This window comes from Hydrocarboniphaga sp. FW305-C-57 (assembly GCF_058783045.1).
The window spans coordinates 851,734-863,814 of record NZ_JBYSYG010000001.1 but is presented as its reverse complement, the minus strand read 5'-3'; the positions used below and the strand labels follow the sequence as shown (position 1 = coordinate 863,814).

General features: G+C 64.4%; 14 protein-coding genes. 5 read left to right on the top strand and 9 right to left on the bottom strand.

Annotation, left to right across the window (positions count from 1 at the left end; translation table 11 throughout):
* Positions 1-27: 27 nt before the first annotated feature.
* Positions 28-591 (bottom strand): adenylate kinase, encoded by a 564-nt coding sequence (locus AC3WUM_RS03955; RefSeq protein WP_374679792.1) that lies wholly within the window; start codon positions 589-591, stop codon positions 28-30.
* A 228-nt stretch (positions 592-819) separates the two neighbouring features.
* On the opposite strand from AC3WUM_RS03955, the gene ppa reads away from it, so the two are divergent.
* Positions 820-1,350 (top strand): inorganic diphosphatase, encoded by a 531-nt coding sequence (gene ppa / locus AC3WUM_RS03950; RefSeq protein WP_492408820.1) that lies wholly within the window; start codon positions 820-822, stop codon positions 1,348-1,350.
* Between the two features lie 157 nt (positions 1,351-1,507).
* On the opposite strand, the gene AC3WUM_RS03945 is transcribed toward ppa, so the two are convergent.
* Positions 1,508-1,720, bottom strand: coding sequence for a cold-shock protein (locus tag AC3WUM_RS03945; protein ID WP_007183728.1), 213 nt, complete (start codon positions 1,718-1,720; stop codon positions 1,508-1,510).
* Between the two features lie 319 nt (positions 1,721-2,039).
* On the opposite strand from AC3WUM_RS03945, the gene AC3WUM_RS03940 reads away from it, so the two are divergent.
* Positions 2,040-3,089: a saccharopine dehydrogenase family protein gene (locus AC3WUM_RS03940; protein WP_492408819.1), complete on the top strand. Its 1,050-nt coding sequence runs from the start codon at positions 2,040-2,042 to the stop codon at positions 3,087-3,089.
* A gap of 75 nt (positions 3,090-3,164) precedes the next feature.
* Here AC3WUM_RS03940 and azu read toward each other — a convergent pair whose 3' ends face one another.
* The 4 genes from azu to AC3WUM_RS03920 all read right to left on the bottom strand — a co-directional run bounded on the left by azu (position 3,165) and on the right by AC3WUM_RS03920 (position 5,838).
* Positions 3,165-3,620, bottom strand: coding sequence for an azurin (gene azu, locus AC3WUM_RS03935; RefSeq protein WP_492408818.1), 456 nt, complete (start codon positions 3,618-3,620; stop codon positions 3,165-3,167).
* 248 nt (positions 3,621-3,868) lie between these two features.
* Positions 3,869-4,249, bottom strand: coding sequence for a lactoylglutathione lyase (gene gloA / locus AC3WUM_RS03930; protein WP_492408817.1), 381 nt, complete (start codon positions 4,247-4,249; stop codon positions 3,869-3,871).
* 84 nt (positions 4,250-4,333) lie between these two features.
* Positions 4,334-4,768: a hypothetical protein gene (locus AC3WUM_RS03925; protein ID WP_492408816.1), complete on the bottom strand. Its 435-nt coding sequence runs from the start codon at positions 4,766-4,768 to the stop codon at positions 4,334-4,336.
* A complete protein-coding gene (locus AC3WUM_RS03920; protein WP_492408815.1) occupies positions 4,765-5,838 on the bottom strand; it encodes a malate dehydrogenase in 1,074 nt (357 codons plus the stop codon). Before AC3WUM_RS03920 ends, AC3WUM_RS03925 begins: the two co-directional genes overlap by 4 nt.
* 196 nt (positions 5,839-6,034) lie before the next feature.
* Here AC3WUM_RS03920 and AC3WUM_RS03915 point away from each other — a divergent pair, with 196 nt between their 5' ends.
* Positions 6,035-6,772 carry a DUF2884 family protein gene (locus tag AC3WUM_RS03915; protein WP_492408814.1) on the top strand — a complete coding sequence of 246 codons (738 nt, stop codon included), beginning with the start codon at positions 6,035-6,037 and terminating at the stop codon, positions 6,770-6,772.
* 23 nt (positions 6,773-6,795) lie between these two features.
* On the opposite strand, the gene AC3WUM_RS03910 is transcribed toward AC3WUM_RS03915, so the two are convergent.
* Positions 6,796-7,851, bottom strand: coding sequence for a branched-chain amino acid aminotransferase (locus tag AC3WUM_RS03910; RefSeq protein ID WP_492408813.1), 1,056 nt, complete (start codon positions 7,849-7,851; stop codon positions 6,796-6,798).
* Positions 7,848-9,545 (bottom strand): biosynthetic-type acetolactate synthase large subunit, encoded by a 1,698-nt coding sequence (gene ilvB, locus AC3WUM_RS03905; protein WP_492408812.1) that lies wholly within the window; start codon positions 9,543-9,545, stop codon positions 7,848-7,850. The genes AC3WUM_RS03910 and ilvB overlap by 4 nt, the downstream gene beginning before the upstream one ends.
* 342 nt (positions 9,546-9,887) lie before the next feature.
* Here ilvB and AC3WUM_RS03900 point away from each other — a divergent pair, with 342 nt between their 5' ends.
* Entirely contained in the window at positions 9,888-10,595 is a 708-nt protein-coding gene (locus AC3WUM_RS03900) for an esterase/lipase family protein (RefSeq protein WP_492408811.1), read from the top strand.
* A gap of 149 nt (positions 10,596-10,744) precedes the next feature.
* Positions 10,745-11,002: a hypothetical protein gene (locus AC3WUM_RS03895; protein WP_492408810.1), complete on the top strand. Its 258-nt coding sequence runs from the start codon at positions 10,745-10,747 to the stop codon at positions 11,000-11,002.
* A gap of 65 nt (positions 11,003-11,067) precedes the next feature.
* Here AC3WUM_RS03895 and dusB read toward each other — a convergent pair whose 3' ends face one another.
* Positions 11,068-12,060: a tRNA dihydrouridine synthase DusB gene (gene dusB, locus AC3WUM_RS03890; RefSeq protein WP_492408809.1), complete on the bottom strand. Its 993-nt coding sequence runs from the start codon at positions 12,058-12,060 to the stop codon at positions 11,068-11,070.
* Positions 12,061-12,081: the final 21 nt, after the last annotated feature.

Below are 12,081 nucleotides of genomic sequence, written 5' to 3'. Positions count from 1 at the left end.
GCGAACGAACGCCCGCGCGGCGATGAATCAGCTCAGAACCTTGAGGATGGAGGCGAAAATCGTGTCGACGTCGCCAACACCTTCGAGCGTGACGAGCTTGCCCTGCGCCGCGTAGTAGTCGAGCAGCGGCTTGGTCTCGGCGTTGTAGACCTCGATACGCTTGCGGATGACCGGCTCGGTGTCGTCGACGCGGCCTTCGATCTTGGCGCGTTCGAGCAGGCGGCGAACGATCTCCTCGTCCGGCACGTGCAGATGGATGGCTTTGTCGATCGCCGGCTGGCCCAGACGCTGCAGCATGCCCTCGAGCACGTCGGCCTGCGCGGCATTGCGCGGAAACCCGTCGAGGATGAAGCCCTTGCGCGCATCGGCTTCGCCAAGACGTTCTTCGACGATGCCGATGACGATCTCGTTGGCGACCAGCTGGCCGGCTTCCATCGCCGCCTTGGCTTTCTTGCCGAGCTCGGTTCCGCCCTTCACGGCCGCGCGCAGCGCATCACCGGTGGAGATCTGCGGAATGCCGTAATGCGTGATCAGATTTTTGGCCTGCGTGCCCTTCCCCGAGCCGGGCGCACCCAGCAGAACAATTCTCATCGATTTGATTCCTACTTATGGAACAAGGTGTTGCAGCGTTGGCACAGGCGCCTGCGTAGGGCTACTTGTTGCGTTACCGCGCAGACAAACGGTAACGGCTCCAGGGCGCAGGCGTCAACGCGACCAATGGCGAGCATCGCGGCGTCTCACGTAAACTGCCGCCTCTTCGGCGTGCCGATTGCAGTGCGCCACCTTACATTCCACCCGCAAAACGAGGCAGTCCGAATCATGGGTATCGAAGCGCTGGGCCCTGGCGAAAAAGCCCCCAACGAGTTCTACGTCGTCATCGAAATTCCGGCCTATGGCCCGCCGGTGAAGTACGAAGTCGACAAGGACACCGGCCTGCTGATGGTCGATCGCTTCATGAACGTGGCGATGTCGTACCCCGCCAACTACGGCTACGTGCCGAAGACCCTCGCCGGCGACGGCGATCCGGTCGACGTGCTCGTGCTGACTCCGCATCCGGTCGTTGCCGGCTCGGTCATCAAGTGCCGCGCGCTCTGCGTGCTCGACACCGAAGACGAGAAGGGCACCGACGCCAAGCTGCTCGCGGTCCCGGTCGACAAGGTCAGCAACAACGCCTACGACCATCTCAAGGATCTGGCCGACGTGCCGGAGCGCGTCAAGAACGAAATCCATCACTTCTACAGCTCCTACAAGGCGCTCGAGAAGGGCAAGTGGGTGAAGATCGCCGGCTGGCGCGACGCGGCGGCGGCCCGCGCCGAAATCGAAAACGGCATCAAGGCCTACAAGGGCTGATCCGTTCGAAAAGCATTTTCGAAGTGCGAAAGAAAAGGCCGCGATGCGGCCTTTTCTTTTTCTGCGGCGGCATCGCCTGAATGCTGCGCCGCGGCAAATTCAGCGGACAAAAAAAGACCCCGGCAATGCCGGGGTCTTTAATGACAAATTCTTGGCCTTAGAGCGGACGAATCTGCGAGGCCTGCATGCCTTTCGGGCCACGCTTGGAGACGTACTCCACGCGCTGACCTTCCTTGAGGGTCTTGAATCCAGTGCCCTGGATCTCCTTGAAGTGGGCGAAGAGATCTTCACCGCCGTTGGCCGGGGTGATGAAACCGAAGCCCTTGGCATCGTTGAACCACTTCACGGTGCCGGTTTCCACATTGCTCATGCGACGTTCCTTTAAAGCAGAAAACTCATAGATCGAAAAAACCACGTTTGCAATCTGTTCAAGGAACCACCGCAGACTTTGCGAAACGATGCTTCGAGTTAATGAAGCAGGTAAAGCGAGACCGAGGAAAGCTTTGCTTGATCGACTGCGCCCGGGACTCTACATAAAAAAAATGGGGCTGTCTAACGGCTAAGCTCGCGGTCAGATCAAAAATCAAGTGGCTGATCGACGGCCGATCGGAGCGCCGAGAAATCTTTCTTTCCGGCCGTCGATTCAAGCTCTGCACAAACACCTATTTCTTGTCATTTGGAGCATTGTCATGAAGTGGATGATTTACGGGGCCAATGGCTATACCGGCGAGCTGATCGCGCGCGAAGCCGGAAAACGCGGTCACCAGCCCGTCGTCGCCGGCCGATCGGCGGCGAAGATCGAAAGCCTGGGGCGCGAACTCGGGCTCGAAGCCCGCGCCTTCGCCCTCGACGACAGCGCCGGCCTGCTGCGCGGACTCGAAGGCATCGGCCTGGTGCTGCACTGCGCGGGACCGTTCTCGGCCACGGCCACGCCGATGATCGATGCCTGCATCCAGGCCGGCGTGCATTACCTCGACATCACCGGCGAAATCGCGGTGTTCGAGTACGCCCAGGCGCAATCCGAGGCGGCGCGCAAGGCCGGCGTGGTGATCTGCCCGGGCGTCGGCTTCGACGTGATCCCGACCGACTGCGTCGCCGCCGCACTCAAGGCCGCGCTGCCCGATGCGACGCATCTGGCGCTGGGCTTCGATTCGCGCTCGGGCTTCTCGCCGGGCACGGCGAAGACCTCGGTCGAAGGTCTCGCCCAGGGCGGCAAGGTTCGTCGCGATGGACGCATCGTGCAGGTGCCGCTCGCGTACAGCGTGCGCCGCATCGACTTCGGCGACGGCGAAAAGCTCGCGATGACGATTCCGTGGGGCGACGTCTCGACGGCCTGGCATACGACGGGCATTCCGAACATCGAGGTCTACCTGCCTGGCTCGCCGAGCATGATCGCGAACGCCAAGCGGGCGAACGGGTTCCGCTGGCTGATCGGCCTGGCGCCGGTACAGCGCTTCATCAAGCGCCGGATCGAGAAAACCGTCAAAGGTCCGGACGAAATGCTGCGCGAGAAATTGCCGACCTATGTCTGGGGTGAGGCGCGCAACTCGCGCGGAACGGTCCGCACCGCACGCATCAAGACCAGCAACGGCTACAGCCTGACGATCACGGGCTCGCTCGCCGTGGTCGAACATCTGCTGCAGAATGAAAAACCCGGTGGCAGCTACACGCCTTCGCGCCTGGTCGATGCCGAACTGGTGACGCGCCTGCCCGGCTCGGGGTCGATCAGCATCGAATAAGGCCGTCGACCCACGCAGGAAAAAAGCCCCGCACTCGGCTCGCGAGTGCGGGGCTTTTTCACGACCGAGGCGCGCTTACTTCACGAGCTTGAGCGAGCCCTTCATCATCATTGCGTGGCCCGGGAACGAACAGAAGAAGTTGTATTCCGGAGCCGTCAGCTTGGCCACGTCGAAGCTCACGCTATCCGACTCGCCGCCGCCGACGACCTTGGTGTGCGCGACGACGCGCGTGTCGCCGGCCTTGAGGAAATCGGTTTCGAGCGTAGCCGCCATGCCGTCCCTGGCGACGCCGGCGTAATCGCTCGTCGTCGTCAGCACCCAGTTATGGCCCATCGCGGCCTTCGGGAGCTTGCCGGCGTGCTTGAGCGTGAGCTTGAACTGCTTGCACGAGGCCGGCACTTCGATGCTGCTCTTGCTGAACTGCATCTGGTCGTTGGCCTCGATCTCGGTGGCGCAATCGGCCGCGAACGCCGGCATTGCCGCGCCAGCCAGCGCCAGTACCGCAAGAGGTTTCCAAAGCTGCATCGTCATCTCCTTCACGTGGTGCGGAACACTCTTGCCTGTAGCGTCGAATGCCGGCGCAGCACGCAGCGGCCACGAACGCGGCGATGGGTTACGAGTTTCCAGGAATGGAGGCGCGATCGTAGTGGGTTTCTCCCGCACAGGCTCATCGATTAGCCGAAAGTCGAAGATCGATCCCCGCGGCCGATGCGTGCGATCGGCAGCACGAAATCAACCACTCTTTTCGGGCGCCCGAATCACGCGCGCGACTCGTTCGCTCACTTCTGGATGAACTCGATCTTGTAGCCGTCCGGATCTTCGACGAAGGCGATCACGGTGCTGCCATGCTTCATCGGCCCGGCTTCGCGCGTGACCTTGCAGCCCTTGGCGCGCACGGCTTCACAGGCGGCGTAGGCATCGTCGACTTCGAGCGCGATATGACCGTAGGCGGTGCCGATCTCGTAGCGCTCGACGCCATAGTTGTAGGTGAGCTCGATCGCGGAAGCCTTGCTTTCGTCCTCGTAGCCGACGAAGGCGAGCGTGAACTTGCCGTCCGGATAATCGTTCTGGCGCAGCAAGCGCATGCCGAGCACGCTGGTGTAGAAATCGATCGAACGCTGCATGTCGCCGACTCGCAGCATGGTGTGAAGAATGCGCATGGAGGTGCCCTGTCTGATGAACGTGGATGGGAGCGGCATTATCGCCGCATCGCATCGATGGCGCGCATCAGTCGGGCGTCGCGCTCAAAGCGCGACGAGCGAGCGCGCGACTTCGGCGATGAGCCCCTTGGCCTCGAGTTCGCTCACGGCCGCTTCGACATCGCGATAGCGGCCCGAGAGCATCACCGCATCGCCCTGCGTCTGCGCGATCACCTCGGCGAGTTGCGGCAGCGGCCCGCACATCCGACCGACCGCGATGGCGCGCAGTTCGGGCGAGTCGGTGCGCAGCACGCGCACGCCTTGCACGTGATGCAGGCGCGTGAGCACCTGCTGCACGAGCTTCTGCTGGCGCTCGGTGCCGTCGAACGACACCAGGATGCGCGAGGGCTTGCGGCCGGTATCCGCGAGCAGGCTGTGCATCGACAGCCCGCGATGCGCGAAAACCGCCGCGATCGCGTGCACCACGCCCGCCCGATCGTCCGCTTCGAGCACGTAGACGACGAGATTGTCCGCACTCATGAAAGCCCCCAGCTCGCCAGGCGATCGCGAATGACCTGCGAAGCCGCGAGCAGGCAGTCGCGCTCTTCGTCGTCGATCTCGCCCTCTCCAAGATCGATCACGCGCGACCAGCCGCGCAATCCGCAGATCACCGGAACCCCGAGCACGCCGGCCGGGCCGAACCAGTCGCTCGCGGCGAGTTTCACCTGCGCCGGAATCACGCTCTGTCCGCCGCTCAGAATCTGCTCGACCATTTCGGCGGTGATCGCGGCGGTCGACTGCGCGGTCTTGGCGCCCGAGATATGCGTGATCAGCGGCAGCAGCACGGCGCGCAGATCGGGCGGCTGCGACTCGGCATGGCGAAACGCCTGCTCGACTTCGTTGTTGCGCACAAGCTGCGCGAGCACCGCCTTCTCGGCCATCACGCTCGCTGCGAATTCGCCCGGATGACGATCGCCGCGCAGCTTGCGCAGGGCGGCCGCATTCTCGGCCTCGTCGAAACCGTAGATCCAGAAGCGCGACAGCATCGGCACGAGCGCATCGCCGTGCTCGCCGAGCATGTAGCCGTGCACGCGCTGCCGACGCACGCCGAAGTCGGTCGCGATCTCGCGACGCAGGCGCATGCTGTCTTGATAGGCGCCCATGCCGAACACCCGGTGCGGATCGAGGTGGCGAGAGAACACTTCGACGCCGAGCTCGACCGGGTTGGTGACGATGATCACGAGCTCCTCGCCATGCCCATGCCGGGCCAGCGAACTCGCGTACGACTCGAACACTTCGCGATTGGCCAGCGCCAGATCATGGCGGCTGATCATCTGCGTGCTCGAAGTGGGCGCCGTGCGGCCGGCGCAGAACAGGATCAGGTCGGCGGCGACATCCTCGGGCGACAGCGCCACGTCGATCTCGGGCGTGATTTCGGCGAAGGCGTCGTGCAGATCGGCACGCAAGCCGTGCAGGGCGCTGGCGCTGCCACCCTCGCGCCGGCCGACGAGCTGCAGGCGCTGGCGCGGCGTCAGCAGCTGCCGCGAAATGATCTGGACCGCGAGCGCCCGGCCGACGTCGCCGTTGGCCCCGATGATGGCGATGTCCATCCTGCTACCGGCTCCTCCAATAGGGTTCAAGCATTCACGAGCGCACTTCGCCACAAACCAGCGCAACCCGCCACAAGATGGCGACGCAGACACCCATCCGTGCTCATGAGAATCGTAAGTGGCTGATTCAGAAGCCTCAGCATATTGGAACAGCACTTGCCATCGCATGAGGAACAATCCCTATCGGAGCCTCACGATGCGCAGCGTTCTCGCCCTCACCCTCACCACCGTGCTTTCGGCGACCAGCTGCGCAGCGACGGCCCGCGAGCACACCCAGGTCTGCGATTACGAGCTGCATTACGACGTCCGGAGCGATGCCGACGGTCTGAGCCTGCTGAAATCCGATAAGGAACGCGTGCGCATCGAGCGCGGGCAGCTTCGGGTCGACGGCCAGCTGGTTTCGCTCACGCCGAGCGAACAGCGCCGGCTGCAGCATTACGCGCGCGACCTGCGTCGCTTCACACAGGAAGCCACCAGCGTCGCGCTCGAAGGCGTGCAGATCGGACTCGAAGGCGCGACCGTCGCCGTGACCACGCTGACCGGCAAGCCGCTGGCCGCCGATACCCGGGCGCGCATGCAGGATCTGCAGCGACACTTCGCCGAGCGCTTCGACGGCCGACTTTTCTCGGCCGATTCGTTCGGCCCCGATTTCGATCGCGAGATCGACGCCTCGGTGGACGCGCTCATCGACGAGCTGGCCGAGCAGGCGCTCGGCGGCGTCGGCAGCATGCTGTCGCTCGCGCTGTTCGCACCGTCCAGGCTCGAAGCGCGCGCCGCGCAGGTCGAACAGCAGGTCACGCAGCAGATCCAGGTCCGCGCCGATGTCCTCGAACGCCGCGCCGAAGGCCTCTGCAAACAGGTGCAGACGCTCGACGGACTTGAGAATTCACTCGGCCGCTTCGACCTGTTCAGTATCGACGGGCCGTCGATCTGAGCCCGCGCTTTTTCAGGCAGGCATCAGCAGGCCAGCCGCCATTGCGGCCAATCGGCAGTGGCGGCTTCCTGGACCTCGGCGAGCCGCTGCGCGAGCCAGACCGACAAGGCCACGGCCGAAGGCCGTAAGCTCGCCTCGCCCCAGGCGATCTCGGCCACTGGGAACAGCCTCACCGCAGTGCCGACACCGAACACCTCGCGCAATCGCCCGGCCTGCTGCCAGTCCTGCAAGTCGTCGAGCGAGATGAAGCTCTCCTCGACGCGATGCCCGGCTTCGCGCAGCAGCGCGATCACCGAGTCGCGCGTGATGCCCGCGAGGATGCTGCCGTCGAGCGCCGGCGTGAGCACGCGATCGTCGAGCGCGACGAACAGATTCGCCGCGCCGGCTTCGCCGAGATACCGATGCTCGCGCGCATCGAGCCAGAGCGCGTCGTCGAAACCGCGCCGACGCGCGCGCTGGGCACCGAGCAGGCTCGCCGCGTAATTCGCGGCCGTCTTCGCCGCGCCGAGTCCGCCGTCGGCCGCTCGGATGAGCTCGCGCTCGGCCCACAGGCGCTTCGGCGCGCCCAGCGGATTCGAAGCCGGACTCGCGAGCACCACGAGACGATGCCGGCTCGCGGCGCGCAGACCCAGGCCTTCTTCGCAGGCGAACAAGGTCGGCCGCAGATACAGCGAGCCGCGGCCTGCGGGTGGCACCCAGTCGCGATGCACCTCGACGGCACGCAGCAGCATCTTCATGAACATGGCTTCGTCGACGTCGGGCAGGCAAAGCCGGGCCGCACTGCGCCGCAGGCGGGCGATGTGTTCGCGCGGACGAAACAGATGCAGGGCGCCGTCGGACGCTCGATACGCCTTCGCGCCTTCGAAGACCGAAAGCCCGTATTGCAAGGCACCCGATGCGAGTTCGAGCCCGAGCGCGGCGCGCGGCAGCACTTCGGGCCTGGACCAGCCCTCGCCCGCCTCGTGCGTCGCACTGACCGCGAACGGCGCCATGTAGAGACCGAAGCCGAGCACTTCAGGCTCGGGCAAGGAAGCCGGCCAGCGCAGCGCCACATCCTGCGTGAGATCGAACGGGCTCATTGCATCACCTCGCGCTTGGCCGCCGCGGACACGAGTTCCACGTTCGAGCAGCCCGGAGCCACCATCGGCATCACCTGCCGGTCAGCATGGACCGGCACGCGAATGAGCGCCGGGCCCGGAGTCGCGAAAGCCTCTTCGAGGATCGCGAGCGCATCGCTGCTCGCGCCGAGATCGAGCGCCGGAATGCCGAAGGCACGCGCCACCGAACAGAACTCGGTCGGCCGTTCGAAACTCGAGCCGACATATCGTCGCCGGTGAAACAGATGCTGCTGCTGGCGCACCATGCCGAGCGAGGCGTTGTCGAGCAGCACGATCTTCACGTTGCATTGCAGATCGGCCAGCGTCGCGAACTCCTGCACGTTCATGAGCAGGCTGCCGTCGCCGGTGAAGCAGACCACCGTCGCATCGGGCTCCATCAAGGCGGCACCGATCGCCGCCGGCAAGCCGAAGCCCATGGTGCCGAGTCCACCCGAAGTCAGCCATCGATCGGGCCGCCGGAACGGATAGGCCTGCGCCACCCACATCTGATGCTGGCCGACGTCGGTCGTGATCACCGCGTCTTCGCCGGCGAGTTTCGCCACCGCCTCGATCAGGCCGTAGGGCGAGCGCAGCTCCTGCGGCTCATGCCACTCGCAAGGATGCTCGTCCTGAATCTCGCGCATGCGCGCGATCCACTGCGGCCGCGCGTCGGCGCCCACGGCCTCGCACAGTGCTTCGAGCGCTAGGCGCGCATCGGCCTCGATCGCGAGCGTGGGCTTGCGGATCTTGCCGAACTCGCGGCGATCGGCATCGATATGGATCACGCGCGCATGCGGGGCGAAGGCCTCGGTACGGCCGGTCGCGCGGTCATCGAAGCGCGCGCCCACGGCGATCAGCAGGTCGCATTCGTCGATGATGCGATTGGCGCTGTGCGCTCCATGCATGCCGAGCATGCCGATGTTGAGCGCGTGATCGCTCGGCAGCGCGCCGAGCGCCATCAGCGTGGTCGTCGTCGGCAGGCTCGCACGCTCCGCGAGCCTGCGCGCGGCCATCGAGCCGCCACTCTTGACGACTCCACCACCGAGATACAGCACCGGCCTGCGCGCCTGCGCGATGAGCTCGGCCGCCATCCTGATCGCGAGCGCATCGGGCGCTTCGGCGATGCGCGCGGCACGCCGAGGCAAGCGTGTCGTGTCGACTTCGATGATCTCGCGCTGCACGTCCTTGGGCACGTCGATGAGCACCGGGCCGGGGCGTCCGGTCTCGGCGATGCGGAAGGCTTCGGGAATCAGGTCGATCAGCTCGGCCGCCGAACGCACCATGAAGTTGGCCTTGGTGATCGTCTCGACGATGTGCGTGGTCTTCACTTCCTGGAACGCATCGGTGCCGATCAGGTGCTGAGGCACCTGGCCGGTGATGCAGACCAGCGGCACCGAATCGAGCTTGGCGTCGGCGATCGCGGTCACGAGATTGGTCGCACCGGGGCCGGAAGTGCCGAGGCACACGGCCGCGCGACCGCTCACGCGAGCCAGACCCTGCGCGATGAAGCCCGCGCCCTGCTCATGCCGGGCGAGCACGTGGCGGATGCGCGTATCGCCGCCGAGCGCTTCGTAGAGCGGAAGCAAGGCGCCGCCCGGAATGCCCGTTACGAGCTCGACATCCTGGGCTTCGAGCAATTGCACGATCAGTTGGGCGCCGGTCATCTTGAGTTTCATGTCGAGGTTCTCTTGGGTAGGAACCCCGCTGGAGCGAAACCGGCGAGAGGGGTGAAGCGCACAACGAAAAACCCCCGCCGATTTGCGCCGGCGGGGGTTTGGTTTACAGCGTGAAGCAGTCCCCTACGGCGCGCCGGTAACGACGACCTTTACGACGACGAGGATGAGCTTCTGAATCTGGTTCATTGCGAAAGAGTGCGAACGCGTTGCGGCAATGGGATTGGCGGCGGAGTCTAGCGGCGAGTTTTCAAATCCACAAGCTTTTTCCGAGCATGAACACGAGCCTTTGCGCAACGAACTCTCTACACTCGCAACTCACGCGCCCACGTAGAAGGCCCTGACATGTCCGATCACGAGCTGCCTCACGTTGCTGCACCACCGCCGCGCTTGCTCGCTCTCGAAGCCCGGGCGCTGTTCGAAGCCGCGCGCTTCACCTTCATCGGACCGAGCCTGCGCGGCATTCCGCAGGGCAATGGCCAGCCCGTGATGATCATCCCGGGCTTCGGCACCAACGACATGGCGACGCTGCCCTTGCGCAGCGCGCTGATCAAGCTCGGCTTCAATGCCTATGGCTGGGACTTCGGCACCAACCTCGGCATGCGATCGAAGATCAAGACCGGCCTGGCCAAACGGCTCGAGCAATTGAACGAGCACTACGACGCGCCGATCACGCTGATCGGCTGGAGCCTCGGCGGTGTGTTCGCGCGCGAGATCGCCCGCCATCAGCCGCAGCTGATCAAGCGCGTGATCACGCTCGGCAGCCCGATCAACGGACATCCGGACGGCAACAACATGGTCACGCTGTTTCGCATCGCCAACCGTGGAAAGCCGGTCAAGACCGACATCGAAGGCTTCATCAAGCGTCGCATTCCACCACCGGTACCGTGCACGGCGATCTATACGCGCAGCGATGGAATCGTGACCTGGTCCTGCGCGCTCGAGACCGAAGCGGCACATACCGAAAGCATCGAAGTGCAAGGCAGCCACATGGGTCTGGTCTTCAATCGGCAGGTGCTCAAGATCATTGCTGAACGGCTTGTTCAAGCTTGAATCACGTTCCAACGAAGCATGGGTATTGACATTCGACGAGCCACTACATCTTGTGCTTTGCAACTGCTGATGACACTATGGGCCGTGGCGCGCTGACGACCACGATTGTCGTGTTCGCGCACGCTTCTTTGAGTCCCAAGGAGGTTGTTATGGCAGTTGCGAAGAAGGCCGCTAAGAAGGCGGCGAAGAAGGCGACGAAGAAGGTCGCTTCCAAGAAGGCCGTGAAGAAGGCGACCAAGAAAGTCGCTGCCAAGAAGGCTGTGAAGAAGGCAACCAAGAAGGTTGGTGCCAAGAAGGTCGCCAAGAAGTCGCCGGTCAAGAAGACCGTGAAGAAGGCTGCCAAGACCGTGAAGAAGGTTGCCAAGAAGGCCGTCAAGCGCGCCAAGAAGGTCGTTGCTGCCGCTTGAGATGGGCTTCAAGTCGGGCGCGTCGATTCACGACGCGCCCTTTTTTATTGCCCGTAGAAGCGCCGCTACGCCGCGTGTCTTTCGGGACTTTCGCTGAAGAACGCATCGACCCGCTCGCGCTGCTCGCGCGCATCGTCGACTCGGTTGATCGAAGACCAGAACGCCGCGAGCGCTTCGCGCTCCACACCGCCGGCCTGGCAATACCACTGGATGTGCTTGCGTGCGACGCGCACGCCGCGACGCTCGCCATAGAAGGCATGCAGCGCGTCGACGTGCTCGAGCAAGCAGCGACGAACTTCGAATCGCGTAGGCGGTGCGAGGCGTTCGCCGGTCGCAAGGTAATGTGAAATCTCGCGGAAGATCCACGGGCGACCCAAAGCCGCGCGGCCGATCATCACCGCGTTCGCTCCGGTGAGGCGCAGGACTTCGGCCGCCTTCTCGGGCGTGTCGATGTCGCCATTGGCGATCAGCGGAATCGACAGCACCTCGCGAATCGCGGCGATGGTTTCGTATTCGGCCTCGCCTTCGTACTGGTCCTCGCGCGTGCGGCCATGAACGCTCAGCGCGGCGATACCGCAGTCCTGCGCGATGCGCGCGATCCGGATGCCGTTGCGATGCGCCCGCGCCCAGCCGGTGCGGATCTTCAGCGTCACCGGCGTCGGCACCGCAGAAACCACCGCGCGCAGGATCGCTTCGACAAGCTTTTCGTCACGCATGAGCGCCGACCCCGCGTCGACCTTGCAGACCTTCTTCGCGGGGCAACCCATGTTGATGTCGATGATCTGCGCGCCCTGCTCGACGTTGAGCCGCGCGGCCTCGGCCATCAGCTGCGGGTCATAACCTGCGATCTGCACGCTGATCGGCTCGGACTCGCCCGCATGATCGCGGCGCAGGCGCGATTTCTCGGAATCCCACAGCGTCGGATCGGAAGTCGTCATCTCGGAGACGACGAGCCCGGCGCCGAGTTCGCGGCACAGCGAGCGGAACGGACGATCGGTGACACCGGCCATCGGGGCCAGGATCACGGGCGGATCGATGGAATAGGAGCCAATCTGCATGCGTCTATTTTCTCCTATGAC

Coding starts and splice junctions, on each gene's coding strand:
- AC3WUM_RS03895 (WP_492408810.1), top strand. CDS start 10,745: ATGGCAGTTGCGAAGAAGGCCGCTAAGAAGGCGGCGAAGAAGGCGACG.
- ppa (WP_492408820.1), top strand. CDS start 820: ATGGGTATCGAAGCGCTGGGCCCTGGCGAAAAAGCCCCCAACGAGTTC.
- dusB (WP_492408809.1), bottom strand. CDS start 12,060: ATGCAGATTGGCTCCTATTCCATCGATCCGCCCGTGATCCTGGCCCCG.
- AC3WUM_RS03910 (WP_492408813.1), bottom strand. CDS start 7,851: ATGAGCCCGTTCGATCTCACGCAGGATGTGGCGCTGCGCTGGCCGGCT.
- azu (WP_492408818.1), bottom strand. CDS start 3,620: ATGACGATGCAGCTTTGGAAACCTCTTGCGGTACTGGCGCTGGCTGGC.
- AC3WUM_RS03900 (WP_492408811.1), top strand. CDS start 9,888: ATGTCCGATCACGAGCTGCCTCACGTTGCTGCACCACCGCCGCGCTTG.
- AC3WUM_RS03920 (WP_492408815.1), bottom strand. CDS start 5,838: ATGGACATCGCCATCATCGGGGCCAACGGCGACGTCGGCCGGGCGCTC.
- gloA (WP_492408817.1), bottom strand. CDS start 4,249: ATGCGCATTCTTCACACCATGCTGCGAGTCGGCGACATGCAGCGTTCG.
- AC3WUM_RS03945 (WP_007183728.1), bottom strand. CDS start 1,720: ATGAGCAATGTGGAAACCGGCACCGTGAAGTGGTTCAACGATGCCAAG.
- AC3WUM_RS03940 (WP_492408819.1), top strand. CDS start 2,040: ATGAAGTGGATGATTTACGGGGCCAATGGCTATACCGGCGAGCTGATC.
- AC3WUM_RS03955 (WP_374679792.1), bottom strand. CDS start 591: ATGAGAATTGTTCTGCTGGGTGCGCCCGGCTCGGGGAAGGGCACGCAG.
- ilvB (WP_492408812.1), bottom strand. CDS start 9,545: ATGAAACTCAAGATGACCGGCGCCCAACTGATCGTGCAATTGCTCGAA.
- AC3WUM_RS03925 (WP_492408816.1), bottom strand. CDS start 4,768: ATGAGTGCGGACAATCTCGTCGTCTACGTGCTCGAAGCGGACGATCGG.
- AC3WUM_RS03915 (WP_492408814.1), top strand. CDS start 6,035: ATGCGCAGCGTTCTCGCCCTCACCCTCACCACCGTGCTTTCGGCGACC.